The 16471-nt window shown below is 56.7% G+C and carries 13 protein-coding genes; 9 read left to right on the plus strand and 4 right to left on the minus strand.

Annotated elements, in window-relative coordinates; translation table 11 throughout:
- The first annotated feature begins 268 nt into the window (after positions 1-268).
- The 4 genes from JAO29_RS17190 (at position 269) to JAO29_RS17205 (ending at position 7319) form a co-directional block, all read left to right on the plus strand.
- Positions 269-3130 (plus strand): TonB-dependent receptor, encoded by a 2862-nt coding sequence (locus tag JAO29_RS17190; protein ID WP_334269487.1) that lies wholly within the window; start codon positions 269-271, stop codon positions 3128-3130.
- A gap of 74 nt (positions 3131-3204) precedes the next feature.
- On the plus strand, positions 3205-4464 hold the full coding sequence (locus JAO29_RS17195) for a YdcF family protein (protein ID WP_334269488.1): 1260 nt from the start codon (positions 3205-3207) through the stop codon (positions 4462-4464).
- A 50-nt stretch (positions 4465-4514) separates the two neighbouring features.
- Positions 4515-5531 carry a hypothetical protein gene (locus tag JAO29_RS17200; protein ID WP_334269489.1) on the plus strand — a complete coding sequence of 339 codons (1017 nt, stop codon included), beginning with the start codon at positions 4515-4517 and terminating at the stop codon, positions 5529-5531.
- Between the two features lie 252 nt (positions 5532-5783).
- Positions 5784-7319 (plus strand): protein adenylyltransferase SelO, encoded by a 1536-nt coding sequence (locus JAO29_RS17205; protein ID WP_334269490.1) that lies wholly within the window; start codon positions 5784-5786, stop codon positions 7317-7319.
- Between the two features lie 121 nt (positions 7320-7440).
- Here JAO29_RS17205 and JAO29_RS17210 read toward each other — a convergent pair whose 3' ends face one another.
- From JAO29_RS17210 to JAO29_RS17220, 3 genes are all read right to left on the minus strand, one after another.
- Positions 7441-8325: an SDR family oxidoreductase gene (locus tag JAO29_RS17210; protein ID WP_334269491.1), complete on the minus strand. Its 885-nt coding sequence runs from the start codon at positions 8323-8325 to the stop codon at positions 7441-7443.
- Between the two features lie 39 nt (positions 8326-8364).
- Positions 8365-9555, minus strand: a complete 1191-nt coding sequence (locus tag JAO29_RS17215; protein WP_334269492.1) for a zinc-dependent alcohol dehydrogenase — start codon at positions 9553-9555, stop codon at positions 8365-8367.
- Positions 9556-9644: 89 nt separating this feature from the next.
- A complete protein-coding gene (locus JAO29_RS17220; RefSeq protein ID WP_334269493.1) occupies positions 9645-10307 on the minus strand; it encodes an SRPBCC family protein in 663 nt (220 codons plus the stop codon).
- A 374-nt stretch (positions 10308-10681) separates the two neighbouring features.
- Here JAO29_RS17220 and coxB point away from each other — a divergent pair, with 374 nt between their 5' ends.
- Genes coxB through JAO29_RS17245 form a run of 5 tightly spaced genes read left to right on the plus strand, consistent with a single transcriptional unit; the run spans position 10682 to position 15579 of the window.
- The gene (gene coxB, locus JAO29_RS17225; RefSeq protein WP_334269494.1) at positions 10682-11692 is read left to right on the plus strand and encodes a cytochrome c oxidase subunit II; all 1011 of its coding nucleotides are present in this window, start codon (positions 10682-10684) and stop codon (positions 11690-11692) included.
- Positions 11689-13635, plus strand: coding sequence for a cytochrome c oxidase subunit I (gene ctaD / locus JAO29_RS17230; RefSeq protein ID WP_334269495.1), 1947 nt, complete (start codon positions 11689-11691; stop codon positions 13633-13635). The genes coxB and ctaD overlap by 4 nt, the downstream gene beginning before the upstream one ends.
- Positions 13620-14243 (plus strand): cytochrome c oxidase subunit 3, encoded by a 624-nt coding sequence (locus JAO29_RS17235; protein ID WP_334269496.1) that lies wholly within the window; start codon positions 13620-13622, stop codon positions 14241-14243. The genes ctaD and JAO29_RS17235 overlap by 16 nt, the downstream gene beginning before the upstream one ends.
- Before the next feature lie 12 nt (positions 14244-14255).
- The gene (locus JAO29_RS17240) at positions 14256-14639 is read left to right on the plus strand and encodes a hypothetical protein (RefSeq protein ID WP_334269497.1); all 384 of its coding nucleotides are present in this window, start codon (positions 14256-14258) and stop codon (positions 14637-14639) included.
- Between the two features lies 1 nt (position 14640).
- Positions 14641-15579, plus strand: coding sequence for a cytochrome c oxidase assembly protein (locus tag JAO29_RS17245; RefSeq protein ID WP_334269498.1), 939 nt, complete (start codon positions 14641-14643; stop codon positions 15577-15579).
- 60 nt (positions 15580-15639) lie between these two features.
- Here JAO29_RS17245 and JAO29_RS17250 read toward each other — a convergent pair whose 3' ends face one another.
- Complete coding sequence (locus JAO29_RS17250) at positions 15640-16455, minus strand: GlcG/HbpS family heme-binding protein (protein WP_334269499.1); 816 nt, start codon at positions 16453-16455, stop codon at positions 15640-15642.
- Positions 16456-16471: the final 16 nt, after the last annotated feature.

A 16471-nucleotide genomic window follows, 5' to 3' on the forward strand; every position in this document is an offset into this window, starting at 1 on the left:
GAAGATGGCGCGTGCGATGACAGTTCTGGCAGAAGCGCTGGCACTTGTTAAGTATGGCGAATACTTATGAAATCTTTGTAAACCCCGATACGGGGCGAGTACAAAGCTGGTTTGTTTTCAGAGACTTCCGTCTTTGCAACATTGTGAAATCACATTGTTACGGGTGAATTGAGACTGTCTAGCGGACTGGTGGCTCTCTAGCGTTGAGAGCAGTAGAGCGCGTTGGCCGGTAATTCCGCCGGGCGATCGCTCGAATCGGAGAGCCAGCATGAATCGAAAACTTTGCCTTCTTTGTATCACCCTCTTCCTGGCGTTTTCCCGACTCTCACTCGGTCAGGCAAACGCTGTGGACGCAGCAGTCAATGGCTATGTGCTCGATCCTTCGAAGAGTTCAATTACCGGATCGCACATTACACTTATTAACGTTGGCACTGGAGTGTCGCAGGAGACTACGACTGACTCCAGCGGCTACTACCGTTTCCCTTTGGTGCATGTAGGCACGTACCGCTTGGAGGCCACGGCGGATGGTTTCCAGAAGACGACGCATGAGGGAATCGTACTCAGTGTGGGTCAGGAAGCCCGGATCGACATCTCCCTTGCGGTGGGGAATGCTTCGGAGACGGTGCAGGTAGATGCAGGGACGAGCCTGATGGATACCGGCACCTCGACAGTCGGAGCGGTTCTCGATCAGCATGAAATCGAGAATCTTCCGATCGTGTCGCGCAACCTGTTTAATTATCTTCTGCTCTCGCCGGGTGTGATCGGCATACCGACAAATACGTTCTCAACAACCCAGTTTACCTTCGGCGGAACAGAGCGTTCGCAATGGAACCTGGACGGTCTGGACAACACGCAGCATGGTTCCAGCCGGCAGATTCGATTGATTATCGTTACACCCGAGGCCGTAGCCCAGACCCAGACACTTTCCAGTGGCTATTCCGCTGAATTCGGTCGCGCAGCGGGTGGACAAATCAACGTTGTGCTTAAGTCTGGAACAAATCAGTTCCACGGTTCGGCGCTGGGCCAGTGGAGACCGCTGGATTTACAGGCGATTCCGACCTTGGCCCAGTCACAACCCGACCGTAGCTGGTGGGATGTCGCGTTCACGTTGGGCGGTCCCATCATCAAGGACAAGCTCTTTTTCTTCGGGCAGTTCGAAAATAATCCCTATACGCTTCCTCAGGCGATCACGATCACACCGGCCAATGCTGCCGCACTGGGGCTGGCGCCGGATCAGATTGGGACGGCACCCTTCGGTGAGACCTATCGCACCCTCGTCGGTAAAGTGGACTTCAACCTGAATGCGAAGAATAGCGGTTATGTGCGTTATGCGCGCTTTACCAATGAACAGCCTAACAACGCGAGCGGACTGAGCATTGCGGATCGCGGGTCGCACTATACCGATCATCAGAATGGCGGCGGAATGCAGCTGGCGACTGTGCTCTCCGATCATCTACTGAACGAGATGCGATTTGGAGTGATTCAACGTGACACGGGAAATTTCCCGTTGGTAAATGGGTCTCAATACGGCAACGCGTTAATCAATATCAGCAGCGTGGCCAACATTGGATACAGCCCGTTGACAACGACGACCACGACGGAGCGCAGCACGAGCGTGCTGGATAATGTCACCTGGACACGCGGAAGACATACTATCAAGTTCGGTGGTGAGTATGATCATGAGCTCTTCGCCAATCTCTCGGGAACAGCTCCCACGTTTACCTTCAGCGGCCTCGCATCCTCTGGCAGTCGTCCGGCGGTGAGTTCGCTGGATCAGTTCCTCGATACGGTTTCCGGCAAGATCGATCCGGCTACGGGGAAGCCATTTAGCTATACCTTCCTCACGACCAACAGCGGTAACCCGGACATTCGGATTGCCTTCAACTTCATTAACTTTTTCGCGCAGGACGAGATTCGTTTCAGCCAGAACCTGAGCATTAATGTAGGAGCTCGTTACGAAGCGATCCTGTTTCCGACCTTCGATGCACAGGCTCCCTATCCGCTGTCTCGAAGCATCCCGAACGACTACACCGACATCGCTCCACGCATCGGGCTAACGTGGTCGCCGTTCGGATCGAAGACAGTGGTGCATGCGGCGTATGGAATGTACTATGACGTTCCAGGGCTCGGCACCTTCTATAACGCGGCACAGGTGAATGGTCATCGCCTGTTGAGCTATCAGGTAGCAGGAGGAACGGCGGGAGCTCCGGTGTTTCCAAATACGCCGGATCTGAGCGGATCAGCTTTCCAGGTGAAGCCAAGAATCACGGCCTTCGACCCTGGCTTTCACAATGCATATCAGCATCAAGCGAACCTCCAGGTCCAGCAGGATCTTGGGCACAACTATCAGTTGACGGTCGGTTACCAGTTCGCGAGCCTGCGGCACGGGCTCTACTACACTGACACCAACCTGACTCCGAGTGGGACCAATCTGGCTGACGGACGTCCTGTCTTTCTGGGAACAAACAATAGACCCAATACCAGCTTCGGTGCAATCAACCTGATTCGCAGTGGAGCGAACACGAACTTCAATGGTGGATTTTTGAGCTTACAGAAGAGGCTCTCACACGGTTTTGAGTTCACCTTCAACTATATGTACTCCCATGCTCTGTCCGATAACATCGGCGAGGGCGGCAGCATCAGCGACCCAACCAACCTGCGGCGCGACTATGGCAACGCGGATAACGACACCCGACACAACCTGGTTATCCAGGGAATCTATCAGACATCATTTGCTTCGCGCTCGCTACGCTGGGCTAACGGTTTCGAGATTTCTTCGATGACGTTTCTCAACTCCGGCTATCCGATTAATCCGATCGCTGGCACCGACCTGAACCAGGACGGGGTAATCAATGATCGTTTGCCCTTCGTAGGCCGCAATAGCCTTCGTGGCAGCGGACTATCGCAGGAGGACGCACAGATCAAGCGGTACTTCAACTTCGGTGAGCGATTCCATCTGGCAGCGTTTGCCCAGGCGGAGAATCTACTGAATACCAACAACCTGAACTGCAACACGACCACCGGCTGCACCGGGGCGGTTATCAACGCGCAGAATGCAAGTAACTTCCTCACGCAGACCTCTGCGCGCACATCTCGTAATACACAGTTCGGACTGAGCCTGAAGTTCTAGGACTCGCAACCTGGCTGACGCAGAGGACCCGGGGTCTTCTGCGTCGTCATTCTTGTATTCGGGGAGTTTTTCGCATGCGGCTTAGATTCATTGCATCGTCGATTTTGATGACGACTCTTATGTTCACTTCGGCTGGACTGGTAGGTCAGGTCCCCCAAAAGCCTCTTCATCTTGAGCATGCAGTTCAGGATAAGAACTTCTACCTGCTGTCGGCGATCGAAGACAACTCCAGGGTATCGGCTGCACTTCTCGCTGATAAAGATTTGCAGGAGATCGCCCCAGAGCGGACGGAATATCTCAATCTTGCATTGCGATCCTGCAAGGGAGACGCTGTCTGCACAATGAGAAGTTTCCTTTGGACTGAGGAGGAGATCCGCATCGTCTCCTTCGCTCTTGAGCGGCTTTATCGGGATTCCCCTGCATTGCAGGAGATGGTTGACCAGGAGCTTCGTCCCAGTGGGACGTATATTCTTTATCAAAACAAGGGTGGAGCGGAGCTTCTGTCCGCCTCGTGGGAGATATGCGCTCGCGGTATGAATAATGTGATCGCTGTCTATGGCCAGGGCGCGGCTCCTCGCTATCCGCTGATCGATTCCATCTCGTTCGATGTGAACTCACAGGAATTTCGGCAGAAGATAACAGCTCTGGCACAGCAGCCGGCTGCGGAGTCTCCAAACTCGGAACTTTTCTTCGCCTCCTCCCTCAAGGCCGCGCTTGAGTTGTTGGCGATGAATCGCCGCGATGAGGCAGGGCGCGAAGAGCCGATGGAGACAGGAGGGAATGCCGCTGCGATCAAGGCTCTTCCCGGTGTCGCCTGGAAGAAGTATCCATATTCGGTGATCGTGGTTCCGGGCGCAGGACCGAGTGATCCTGATACGGCGCTCTCCGAAGCTGGCCGGGCTCGTACAAAACTCGCCGCGGAGGCCTATCACGCAGGCAAAGCTCCGTTCGTCCTGGTCTCAGGAGGCTACGTGCATCCTTCGCAGACACGTTTCGCAGAGGCTCTGGAGATGAAGAAGGCTCTGTTGGCGGACTATGGTGTTCCTGCGTCGGCGATCCTGATCGATCCTCATGCACGGCATACGACGACGAATCTGCGAGACGCGGTACGGGAGATCTATCGTTACGAGATTCCCATGAACAAACCCGTAATTGTGATCAGCGATAAAAGACAGATCGACGGGATTGCAAGCCAGGCCTTTCGGTACCGATGCCTGAAGGAGATGGGCTATCTGCCTTATAAGATTACCGACCATCCGTCCGACACGAGCGTGGTCTTTCTTCCGAAGATAGAGTCACTCCAGCAGGATCCCCTCGATCCTCTTGATCCATAAGCCGCATGTGTAAGGGATTTAGCTTTTCCAAGAACAGATTGGAGATGAAGATGAATGGTAAATCGTCGACCGCGATGCTGCTGATCGCTATGGTATGCCTTCCGCAGGCGGCTTATCCCTGGGGTGCTCGCGCGCACTCTGTGATTGATCGTACCGCTGTAGATCTGCTGCCGGACGATGGACCCGTCTTTTTGAAGAAGTATGTGGACTATATTGCAGGAACAGCGGGCATCCCGGATTCATGGCGTGGGGCGTCGGAACCGTTCTCGAAGATCGAAGAGGATCCTAATCACGGATGGTTCCGTGAACAGTTTGCCTTTATGAAGGTGATTCCTCGCTCCAGGTATGAGTTTGTGCTGGAGCTGTACCGCGAAAACCTGCGAATACGAAAGAGTGATCCTGAAGAGGCGAAGCGAATGAACGTGCGCTGGACAGGGACACTGCCTTATGCAGCGGCGGAGGTCTACGGACACTTGGTGGCGGACATGCGCCTGCTGAGGCGAGAGCGGGCGGCAGGCAGGGATACGGCGTTCCTGGAGCAGACCTGCGCTTTTTATGTGGCCTGGATGGGACATTACATCGGCGATGGGGCGCAGCCACTGCACGATACGATTCATCACGATGGATGGCAATGGCCAGATCCGAAGGGATATACGCGCGACCCCAAGATTCATGGGCGTTTCGAGTCGGCCTATGTGGATGCGATCGGCCTCACCGAACAGGACATCGCTCCCCGTCTGGGCAAACCGGGACATCTTCAGGGGGATGTATTCGAACTGATCCTTGCTCATCTCGATCAGGCGGGAGGTAACGTCGAGGCCATTTATCAGATGGATAAGCGAGGGGCCTTCAATAATCCGCAGGATCACGAGGCTAAGGAGATGGTCTACAGCCGAACTGCAGCTGGAGCCGGGATGCTCCGCGACCTGGTCTACCGAGCGTGGCTCGAGAGCGCGCTCTCGCCAGTCCCTGAGAAACCAGGTCCAATCGATGTGACCAATCCACATTACAATCCGGAGACGGGTTCGGCTCCCGCAACCATCTCGCCGGATGTGGCACCCCGGTAGGCGGTGCTCACGGGTATCCAGGAAGGATCCAGGCTCTACCCATGTCGAAATCTTCATCGTGAGATCGCCACCATGGAATTGGCAGGGTTAGTTGCTGTCAGCTGAATCACCGCACGAACATCTTCCATAAAGCGGAGGAAATCCTCGTCGCGGGTCCCTCCAGATGTTTCCCTTTCGGCCGCCAAATAGTCGGCCTGTAATCTGGTGCTGTCGCTCCCGAAGCCAAAGAGGCGATGTCGCATCCAATGAGATATGAACTCGCTGGATCATCTTTCGGTAACATCGTCACCTGACTCCCGTCAAAATGCCATCCGATTTGGCTTCGATAACAGTTATGCGCGATTGCCTGGGCACTTCTATGCCCGCCTTGTGCCCACACCCGTGTCATCGCCGCGTCTGATCAAGGTGAATGCAGAGCTGGCGAGGAGCCTGGGACTCGACCCTCATGAACTCGTGACTGACAGAGGGATCAACATCCTGGCAGGCAACAGCGTCGGCGAGGGATCAGAGCCTCTGGCGATGGCATATGCGGGGCACCAGTTTGGGTATTTCGTACCCCAGCTCGGCGACGGCCGTGCAATTCTGCTTGGCGAGGTCATCGGGCTTGACGGCGTACGGTACGACATTCAACTGAAAGGCTCGGGGCCTACGCCCTTCTCCCGCCGCGGAGACGGCAGAGCGGCACTGGGGCCAGTGCTGCGTGAGTACATCGTAAGTGAGGCGATGGCAGCGCTGGGAATTCCGACCACGCGAGCTCTGGCTGCAGTCACCACCGGAGATCGGGTGCTACGCGAGACAGCTTTGCCCGGTGCCGTTCTGACTCGGGTAGCAGCAAGCCATCTCCGCGTCGGGACCTTCCAGTACTTCGCCGCGCAGGACGATGTAGACGGAACGCGGATACTCGCGAACTACGCAATCGCGCGACATTACCCCGAGATCGCACAATCGCCGCGGTCATACCGGAATCTCCTCGATCGAATTATCACCCGTCAGGCAAACCTGGTTGCACAATGGATGCTCGTCGGCTTCATTCACGGAGTAATGAACACCGATAACACCTCGATCTCAGGCGAAACAATCGACTACGGTCCGTGTGCCTTCATGGAGGCATACGATCCCGATATGGTGTTCAGTTCTATCGACCGCCAGGGTCGCTATGCCTACAGCAACCAGCCCCACGCTGCACAGTGGAACCTGGTGCGTCTCGCCGAAGCACTGCTCCCCTTGTTCGAGCAGGAGGAAGGCAGCAAGGAAGCCGCTCTTGCCTCGGCGCATGATGCGCTTGGCTCCTTCGGACCTCAATTCGAGGCAGCTCGTATCTCAGGCTTTCGTCGCAAACTCGGCCTCTTCACAGAAGACGACGGCGACGCGGCCCTCGCTCAGAGCCTGCTGGACAGCATGGCGACCAACCATGCTGACTTCACACTGACCTTTCGAAGACTATGCGATGCTGCCGCAGGTGCAGACGATTCGGCTGTACGCGCCCTGTTTGCCGATCCCGTAGCTTACGATTCATGGGCAGCTGCGTGGCGAAGCCGCCTGGAGAAGGAATCCATCACGAATGAAGAGCGCGCGACTCGCATGCGGAGGGTGAACCCCATCTTTATTCCGCGCAACCATCTGGTAGAGGCTGTAATTACTGCAGCTGTCGAGAAGCAGGACCTACAGCCGTTTGAAAGATTGTTGGACGTCGCCGTGCGACCATACGAGGACAGAGCCGGCCTCGAGTACTATGCAACGCCCGCCACCCCTGAACAGTGCGTTCGCGAGACGTTCTGCGGTACGTAGTTCGACAGACCCGCCACACATGAGAATGGATGGTGGGTCCGTCGCATTCAGGCGGAAGAGCATTGCTTACGCTTTTCGCGCCGTCACCAATGCTCTTCCGCAGCCGCAGCAGGCTTAGTTCCTAATAGGGAGTTCGCCCACCGGTCGCAGCGTAGACTTCGCCGGTCGCGTAGCTGGCATCGTCAGAAGCAAGAAAGACGAAGATGCGTGCCAACTCGATCGGTTGAGCAGGACGCCCGAAGTCGGTATTACCTCCGAAGTTCTTTACCTTCTCTTCCGGCATAGTAGAAGGGATCAGTGGAGTCCAGACAGGTCCGGGGGCAACGGCATTGACGCGTACCCCCTGCTTCATGGCGAGGCCGGCGATGCTCTTGGTCATGCTCAGAATGGCGGCCTTCGTTGCCGCATAGGCTATAAGCTGTGGGCTTGGATCGTAAGCCTGAATCGACGTCGTGTTCAACACCACGCCACCGGGTGGTAGCTTCTTCAAGGCCGCCTGCGTCATGAGAAAAGTACCGAAGACATTGGTGCGAAATGTGTGCTCGAACTCCTCGGCTGAAAGCTCGTCAATCTTCTCATGCGACATCTGGTATGCAGCGTTGTTGACTAGGATATCGAGATGGCCAAACTCCTTGATTGCTGTCTCAACCAGCTTCTGCGGGGTCTCTGGATCACGCAGGTCTGCTGCCAGCTTGGCCACCTTCACGCCGGCTGCTGCGATCACCGATGCGGTGTCATCAGCGTCAGCCTGCTCCTCGGGAAGATAGGAGATCAGCACGTCGGCTCCCTCTTTTGCGAATGCGATCGCGACGGCCCGCCCGATGCCGGAATCACCGCCGGTGATGATGGTTGCACGCCCTTTCAGCTTCCCTGTGCCTTGATAACTGGTTTCTCCGTGGTCCGCAGCTGGATCCATCTTGTGGACGCTGCCAGGGTGCGTCTGCTGCTGCTGCGGGAACGGGGGCTTCGGCCCCATCTCACGGGGGTCGCGCGTGGATGTGTTCACGGTAATTCCTCCGGGTTGATGTATCTGGTTCAGTGCGGCTCAGGCGGCGGTTTCGGCCCAGGGATCAATGACGATCTTGGTAACGTTGTCTTTCTTGTCACGCCAGATCTTGTACATCTCCGGTGCCTCATCGAGCGTAATGCGGTGCGAGATGATTGAGCTCGGATCGATCTCCCCCTTCTCCACACGCTCCAGCAGAGGCCGCATGTAGCTATGCATATTGGTCTGGCCCATCTTCATCGTGATGCCCTTGCCAAACGCAGCGCCGAAGTTAACTTTGTCGAGCATCCCTCCGTAGACGCCCGGGATAGAGAGAGTACCGCCCTTGCGCACGCATTGGATCGCCTGACGCAATACGATGGGCCGGTCCGTCTCCATCATGACCGCAGTCTTGACCTTGTCGTAGAGTCCCTGCAACTCAGTAGAATGCGCTTCCAACCCTACAGCATCGATGCACGCGTCCGGTCCTATGCCGCCGGTGATGTCTTTAAGCGCCGTAATCACATCCAGATCCTTCTCCGAATAATCAACCGTGATTGCTCCGAAGCGGCGGGCCATCTCAAGACGTTCAGGAATGCGGTCGATCGCGATCACGCGGGCCGCGCCCAGCATGAATGCGCTGGCGATCGCAAACGTGCCGACCGGTCCACATCCCCAGATCGCGACCGTATCACCCTCCTGTATCTGCGCGTTCTCCGCTGCCATGTAGCCGGTTGGGAAGATATCGGAGAGAAACAGAACCTTTTCGTCGGGCAGATCGTTTTCAATCTTCAGGGGGCCTACGTTGGCAAACGGTACTCGAACATACTGTGCCTGGCCGCCTGCATAACCACCCATCATGTGCGAGTAGCCGAACAGCCCCGAGCCGGAGTAGCCGTACGCTGCTTCCATCAGGTGCGCCCCAGGATTGGTGTTATCGCACGCTGCCCAGAGACTCTTCTTGCAGAAGAAGCAATTCCCACACGCGATCGTAAATGGCACGACGACGCGGTCACCCCGCTTCAGGTTAGTTACCTCTTTGCCCACCTCTTCGACGATTCCCATAAACTCGTGACCGAGAATGTCGCCCGCCTCCATCGTGGGGATAAACCCATCGTAGAGGTGGAGATCTGAACCGCAGATTGCGGTGCGTGTCACCTTCAGAATTGCATCATGGGGATTCAGAATCTTGGGGTCTTCAACGGTCAACGTCTCGACGTTACTGGTTCCCATCCAGCACACAGCTTTCATTGTTCAACTCCATATCCTTTGTGAGTGGCTCTCTTGCGGCGCTCTAGCGCACCTGCTCATCCGATCCTGATCGGTTGCTACATCAGCGACTAGCTTGCGATCCGTTCCTTACCTTCTGGCGTCGCAACTGTCTCTCCATAGAGTGATCGCTTCATATCGCCGATAACTCCGCGGGGCCCATGCGGCTGACCATGAATGCGGGGAATCTCTCCCGTCTCGGCAAGCGCTTTGAAATGACGAAGGTTTTCGATGACCGCCTGCTTGGGGTTACGTCCGGTCAACGTCTCCCATGCGCTGGTCAGCTTACCCATACGAAATTCCTGCAACACCGTTACTACCGTGCCTCGTCCAGTCGGAGATTCTTCGAATATCACCTCACCGGCGTTATCGGAATCCCCACCGATAGACCGCCATGCGATACGTTTTGCCGGCTCATCATTTAGAACCTCGGAATCCCACTCGATTCTTGCGCCATCGTCGCCGGAGCGCATCACCCAATGAGAGGTCTTCGCGCCGGTAACGCTGACTCGTTCGATCTCCTCCTGCCATAAAGGAGCCTTGGCGACGTCGCGCCACATCTCATAAAGCTCCTCAGCAGATACCATTACCAACGCGCTGGTTCTAACCCACTGCTTGCCATCCTTATCCTCCGGCGGAGGAAGGTAACGCCCATTGAGCATGATCCCAGCCCGCCCGGTCTGCGGGGTCTGGTCGGCATAGGTTGATCTGTCGGGTGGATTTCCCATTCCCATAAGGTCTCTCCTGGCCATGAAAGATGACTTGCAGAGAGACCGCGGCTGCGGCCTTCTGCAACCATAGACGCAGAAAGTTCCTTCTATGTGGTCTACAGCCGCGAGATATTTGCCGCTGAAAGGTTTTGCAGTCTCTCGCCTGCGGTGCCGAACGTTGGGTACCTTACCGGATAACCGTATCTTCGATCGGTAGATAACGCGTCCAGCAGAAGCAACCACATACTTTTTCCAACCATCTTTGTCTTGAGGATCGTATAGACAGCAATAGATAGTAATAGATAATTCGTGACCTCCGGCTCATAAGGTCGCCCTCGCTAAGAACACTCCTGGGCATTCGAAATAGCCGCTCACACCTGTTTGCGGAGAAAAAGAAGATGCTGTGCCGTTCGGCCAGACTCTCGATGGCACTTCTGGCCTTCCCCAAGAATCAGACACCGCTCGATCCAGCAGGCCCTCAGGCGCGGCATATCGAGCACACCTTCTTACTGATCTTCTGGATCACTTCCATCGTCTATGCCATCGTCATCGCTGTGCTCGCGATCGGGGTTCTCCGCGCACGCAGCCGTGAAGCTGGAATACCGGCCCCCTTCACGCCCGATCCAGCAGTGGAAAAGAAGGCCGCTCGGATCGTGGGTGGCGCCCTCATAGCAACCGTCATTCTCATCACAATCATGATGGTATCCAGCTTTGTGACCAGCCACCGCACGGCGGCTCTCGCAGATCAACCAGCGCTTCGCATTGATGTCTACGGCCATCAATGGTGGTGGGAGGTTGTTTATCCCAATGGCGCAGCTCCGTCCCGGGTCATCCATACTGCAAATGAGATCCATGTACCCGCCAACACCGTCATAGACATTCACGGCACCTCACGTGACGTCATTCATAGCTTCTGGGCTCCCAACATCCATGGCAAAAAAGACCTTCTGCCCGGATACGAGAACGATCTGACGTTCAAGGTGGACAGCCCTGGAGTCTGGCGCGGCCAGTGTGCCGAATACTGCGGAATGCAGCATGCTCAGATGGCTTTCGACATCGTCGCACAGTCGCCAGACGAATTTGAGGCATGGTATCGGCAGCAATTGAAACCTGCCGCTGACCCCTCCTCGCCTGAGGCCGAACGTGGCCGCACCGTCTTCCTCTCTCAGGCATGTTCCCTGTGCCATACCATCCGAGGCACGATTGCGGGCGGCACGGCTGCACCTGATCTGACTCACCTGGCCAGCCGCTCAACCATCGCCGCCGGGGCCCTCAAGAACAACGTCGCGAATCTCACCGCATGGGTTCTTGATGCGCAGAAGATAAAACCCGGCTGCCGCATGCCACCTAATCTGATGAACTCAACCGATCTGAACGACCTGATCGCCTACCTGGAGACGCTGCAATGAGCGAGCAGCGCGCGGAACTCATCGAGATCGACGTCTCGGCGGAGCGTGAGGTCGCTCTCGCAGCGGAGTTGGAAGAGATATGGCAGGAGCCGCCCGGATTTCTCGGCTGGTTCAAGGCCGTCCACCACACCACAATTGGAAAGCGCTACATCGTCACTGCATTTTGCTTCTTTCTGGCAGCCGGTCTGCTCGCCGGAGCCATGCGTCTGCAACTTGCCTTTCCAGAACTCCACCTGATGGGTCCGGATCTCTACAACCAGATCTTCACCATGCATGGGACCGTGATGATGTTTCTGTTTGCTGTTCCCATGATGTTTGAGGCGCTCAGCGTCTATCTGGTACCTCTTATGGTGGGAACCCGCAACATCGCCTTCCCCCGTTTGAACGCCTTCAGCTATTACCTGTTCCTCTTCGGCGGGCTGATGGTGTTCGCCTTCTTCTTTGTAAACTCTGGTCCCGACCGGGGATGGTTCTCCTACGTCCCTCTGGCTTCGCTCCGGTATGCGCCGGGCAAACGGGCAGACGCCTGGGCCCAGCTAATCACATTCACCGAGGTCTCTGCTCTCTCCGTCGCAGTGGAGATCGTCGTGACCGTCTTCAAGCTGCGGGCTCCGGGCATGTCGCTCAATCGCATTCCGATCTTTGTCTGGGGGCAAGTCGTCACAGCATTCATGGTTATCTTCGCGATGCCGGGTGTCGTGGTCTCCAGTACCATGCTCCTCCTCGATCGCACCTGTTCCACTCAGTTCTTCAATCCCGCCAATGGTGGCGATGTACTTCTATTTCAGCACCTCTTCTGGTGGTTCGGACATCCCGAGGTGTACATCATCTTCATCCCGGGTACGGCCATCGTTTCCACCATCGTCGCTGCCTTCGCGCGCCGTCACGTCTTCGGGTATCTGGCACTGGTGCTCTCCCTCATCGCGACAGGCTTCATTGCATTTGGCTTGTGGGTTCACCACATGTTCGCGACCGGAATTCCCCAGATGAGCGAGAGCTTCTTCACCGCCGCCAGCATGATGATTGCGATTCCCGCAGGCACTCAGATCTTCTGCTGGCTTGCAACCATCTGCACGGGCAAAGTCATCCTCAAGACACCCATGTGGTGGGTGCTCGGCTTCTTCTTTGTCTTCGTGATCGGCGGGATGACAGGTATCTACGTCGCCTCCGTGCCCGTCGATCTGCAGGTGCACGATACCTATTTCGTCGTCGCACACTTCCACTATGTGCTCATCGGTGGCGCGGTCTTCCCTCTCTTTGGTGCCTTCGCCTACTGGTTCCCGAAGATCACCGGACGCATGCTGAGCGAACGTCTCGGATTCTGGAGCTTCAGCCTCTTTCTTATTGGCTTCAACATCACCTTCTTCCCCATGCATCTCGTTGGACTGCGCGGAATGCCTCGACGCGTCTATACCTATCCTCTGAACGCCGGGTGGCGCCTGCTCAACCAAGTGGAGTCGGCCGGATACATCTTGCTCTTTGCCGGCGTGTTGCTCTTTCTCATTAACGTGGTGCGCTCGCTGCGCCACGGCCAGATCGCAGGCCCTAATCCCTGGGACGCAGGCGGACTCGAATGGGCGGCGGCATCACCCCCTCGCAGCTACAACTTCCTGCATATTCCAACTGTCAATGGCCGCGAGCCTCTATGGGATGCCCGACCAGATCAACCCGTCGTCATCGGACTTCACACTGATGTTCGTGAAGTGGTCACCACGCGCATCATGGACGCCGAACCTGAAGGACGGGATGAGATGCCCGGACCGACCATCTGGCCCTTTATTGCCGCCGTTGTCACGACCGCCATGTTTGTCGGCAGCATCTTCCGCCCGCTCGCCATCGGTATAGGCTCCGTCCCGCTGGCCATCGCGCTGATCGGCTGGTTCTGGCCTACACGCGAGGAATCATCCCGTCGCAGAAGGAGAGATATATGGCAGCAGGAGTAAGCCAGCGTCGACTCGCCCTCGACGTCTCACGTCTGCCCGACGTCACCTTTGCCATTCGCAGCGTGACATGGTGGGGAACCATCGGCATGATGGCAATCGAGGGCGGAGTCTTCGCTCTCGCCGTCGCCTCCTACTTCTATCTGCATTCGCGCACTGACCGCTGGCCGCCCACAGGACATCCGCCGGACCTGCTGTGGGGCTCGCTGAATACCGCTGTCTTCCTCCTGAGTCTGATCCCAACGGAATGGTATCGCCGTCGCGCTCACAAGGGCGACCTGCGCGCAGTCCGTCTGGGTCTGATCATCGCCTCTTTGACAGGAGTAGTGAATCTAACGATCCGCTATTTCGAGATGAAACATCTTAATTGCAACTGGAGTGGCGACGCTTACGGTTCCATCGTATGGCTATTGATAGGGCTGCACATCACCCACCTTCTGACCGACTGGGTGGAGACACTGGTTCTTACCGTGCTCTTCTTTTCACCACACGTCGAAGGCAAGCGATTCGTCGATGCGGAAGAAAATGCAAGTTACTGGTACTTCGTCGTGCTCACATGGATTCCCATCTACCTGGTGTTGTACTGGGCACCGCGATGGCTGGTGGGATGAGAGGAGGTGCAGATGCCGCAGCCTTTTAGCATCTTTCCCGGAACTGAGAACGAAAGCCTGAACTTCAAGCTGTGGTTGGGAGTCTTGTTGCCTCCGGTGGCCGGAGGTCTCAATACCGTAGTGGGATACATGGTCAGCAACTACTCCTGCAACGTCCATAATCGTCACCTTGTGATGCTGGTGAACGCGATCGCCTTCGGGCTGTGCGTCATTGCCGCCATCACCACCACGTCCGTCCGCACACGTGTGGAACAGCCAACCGACGATCTTTCGCCGTCGCTCCTGCACACGCGCCGTCTTCTCCTCTATCTCGGCTATTGGTTCGCTGCGGGATTCGCTCTCTTCATCCTCGCCGGAACTATCTCTACCTTCATCCTGCGGCCCTGCGACCTCTGACATGCCACATCCCTTGCTAGCCGCCCTTTTGCTCTTCCATCCGGTTGCCACAGAGGATGGTCCGCTGCCCACGCCGGCAGACCTGTGGGCTTGGCGAAACTGGACGTGGGAGCTTTCCATTACCCTCCCGCTGGCAATCGGTCTAGCCTGGTATCTAATCGGTGCCATACGTCGCGGAGACACGTCTCGCCTGCTCTGGCGTCACATCGCCTTTCTCGCCAGCTGGGCTTCGCTCTGCGTCGCACTGGTCTCCCCGCTCCATCGTCTTGGTGATGCACTCTTCAGCGCGCACATGCTTCAGCATGAGATTCTCGTGCTGATCGCTGCACCTCTTCTGGCCGCTGCTCACCCGGCCGTAACCTTCCTCTATGGCTTTTCCTCGCAGCAGCGGCCCACCGTTGGCAAAGCGGTCGCAGCCATCGAGCGCCATAAGTTTGTCACAATACTGATGAGTCCCCTCGTCGCCTGGCTGGGCCATGCGGCCGCTCTGTGGCTTTGGCACATCCCTGCGTTATACCAGGCCACCCTATCCTCCGATGCCGTCCACAGCCTGCAGCACCTCAGCTTCTTTATCACTTCGCTCATCTTCTGGTCCGCTCTTTACGGTGCGGGACGATCTTTGATGAGCTACGGCGCCGCCGTCTTCTATGTCTTTGGAACCGCCGTGCACTCGGGAGCTCTCGGCGCTCTCCTCACCTTCTCCACCGTCCTGTGGTATCCGCTCTACGCCGGGAGAACCGCAGTCTGGGGTCTCACGCCACTCGAGGATCAGCAGCTTGGAGGACTTATCATGTGGGTTCCCTCCGGGGTCGTCTTCATCGTCGTCGGCCTGGTCCTCTTTGCTCGATGGCTCAAGGCATCCAATGACCGCCTGGAACACAGCACGCTGCTCGGTGCCCATCGGACATCCAAGCCGGTGCTGGACGAAACAACCGGCTAGGATTGCCTTGGCGCATCCGCCAACTCTGCGTGGGTAGCAACTCAGTTTCAGTGCGTATGTTCAGCGCGCACTGCCGTGTGGTCCGGTAGGAAAGTCCTTGGAAAGGTCCTTGATAATTCCCTCCGCCTGGGTTCCCCCTTTGCAGGATGGATGGCCGAAACCGCTCGGACTTGTGTTGTTCTGCCAGTCGAGGATCATATTGTCGTTGTGTTCCGGAGTCGGTCCCATCGGCACGGCATCGAGGTGCAGTTCGTGTCGCACCTTCCACGCAATGACATGATCTGTACAGGACGTATCGCCGCTTAGCCCAAGGCCACCTACAATTTTTCCGTCCGGAGAGTACAACGGCAGCCCTCCCGCGAACACGATGATCCCTCCGATCGCCTTCCCGACCATAGGATCGTTGATCGTTCCGAAGGAGACCGGGTCACCCACTACTGCATTCGGATTCGGAGGCTGGCTGGTCGTCAGACTGTAGAGGCTCTGACCGGGCTGCGCCGCCGCGTACACATTTGCGGTGGAAAGAGCATAGTTTCTTCCGCTCAAACCATTCGCCGTATTTGCCTTTTCCGCAGCGATCACACGGCTTCCGGGCCATTGGTCCGAACGCGTGGTTCCACTAAACACGATCGAGCATACGATTCCGTCGCGATTTACAACTGCGGCCCACTCCTGATTTCCCATACCGCCATTCTTAGAAGCCCCCTGGCTGACGACACCTTTGACGATCCCTTTGAGCCTCGCGGCATCCGGAAGGCCGCTGCAATCCGGCTTGGCCTGAGCTTCGCAGATCGAGCAGATGCCAAACACCATTAGAGCCAGAAGTATCGTTCCCCTCTTAGCGTTCCTTCCACCAGCAAGATTTACTCCGGACATAACCCTCTCTCCTTGA

It is taken from the genome of Edaphobacter sp. HDX4 (genome assembly GCF_036877565.1).
GTDB lineage: Bacteria > Acidobacteriota > Terriglobia > Terriglobales > Acidobacteriaceae > Edaphobacter.

What these genes read in the sequence shown, in the direction of transcription:
- JAO29_RS17190 (WP_334269487.1), top strand. Translation starts at nt 269, where the DNA reads ATGAATCGAAAACTTTGCCTTCTTTGTATCACCCTCTTCCTGGCGTTT.
- JAO29_RS17195 (WP_334269488.1), top strand. Translation starts at nt 3,205, where the DNA reads ATGCGGCTTAGATTCATTGCATCGTCGATTTTGATGACGACTCTTATG.
- JAO29_RS17200 (WP_334269489.1), top strand. Translation starts at nt 4,515, where the DNA reads ATGAATGGTAAATCGTCGACCGCGATGCTGCTGATCGCTATGGTATGC.
- JAO29_RS17205 (WP_334269490.1), top strand. Translation starts at nt 5,784, where the DNA reads ATGAACTCGCTGGATCATCTTTCGGTAACATCGTCACCTGACTCCCGT.
- JAO29_RS17215 (WP_334269492.1), bottom strand. Translation starts at nt 9,555, where the DNA reads ATGAAAGCTGTGTGCTGGATGGGAACCAGTAACGTCGAGACGTTGACC.
- JAO29_RS17220 (WP_334269493.1), bottom strand. Translation starts at nt 10,307, where the DNA reads ATGGGAATGGGAAATCCACCCGACAGATCAACCTATGCCGACCAGACC.
- coxB (WP_334269494.1), top strand. Translation starts at nt 10,682, where the DNA reads ATGCTGTGCCGTTCGGCCAGACTCTCGATGGCACTTCTGGCCTTCCCC.
- ctaD (WP_334269495.1), top strand. Translation starts at nt 11,689, where the DNA reads ATGAGCGAGCAGCGCGCGGAACTCATCGAGATCGACGTCTCGGCGGAG.
- JAO29_RS17235 (WP_334269496.1), top strand. Translation starts at nt 13,620, where the DNA reads ATGGCAGCAGGAGTAAGCCAGCGTCGACTCGCCCTCGACGTCTCACGT.
- JAO29_RS17240 (WP_334269497.1), top strand. Translation starts at nt 14,256, where the DNA reads ATGCCGCAGCCTTTTAGCATCTTTCCCGGAACTGAGAACGAAAGCCTG.
- JAO29_RS17245 (WP_334269498.1), top strand. Translation starts at nt 14,641, where the DNA reads ATGCCACATCCCTTGCTAGCCGCCCTTTTGCTCTTCCATCCGGTTGCC.
- JAO29_RS17250 (WP_334269499.1), bottom strand. Translation starts at nt 16,455, where the DNA reads ATGTCCGGAGTAAATCTTGCTGGTGGAAGGAACGCTAAGAGGGGAACG.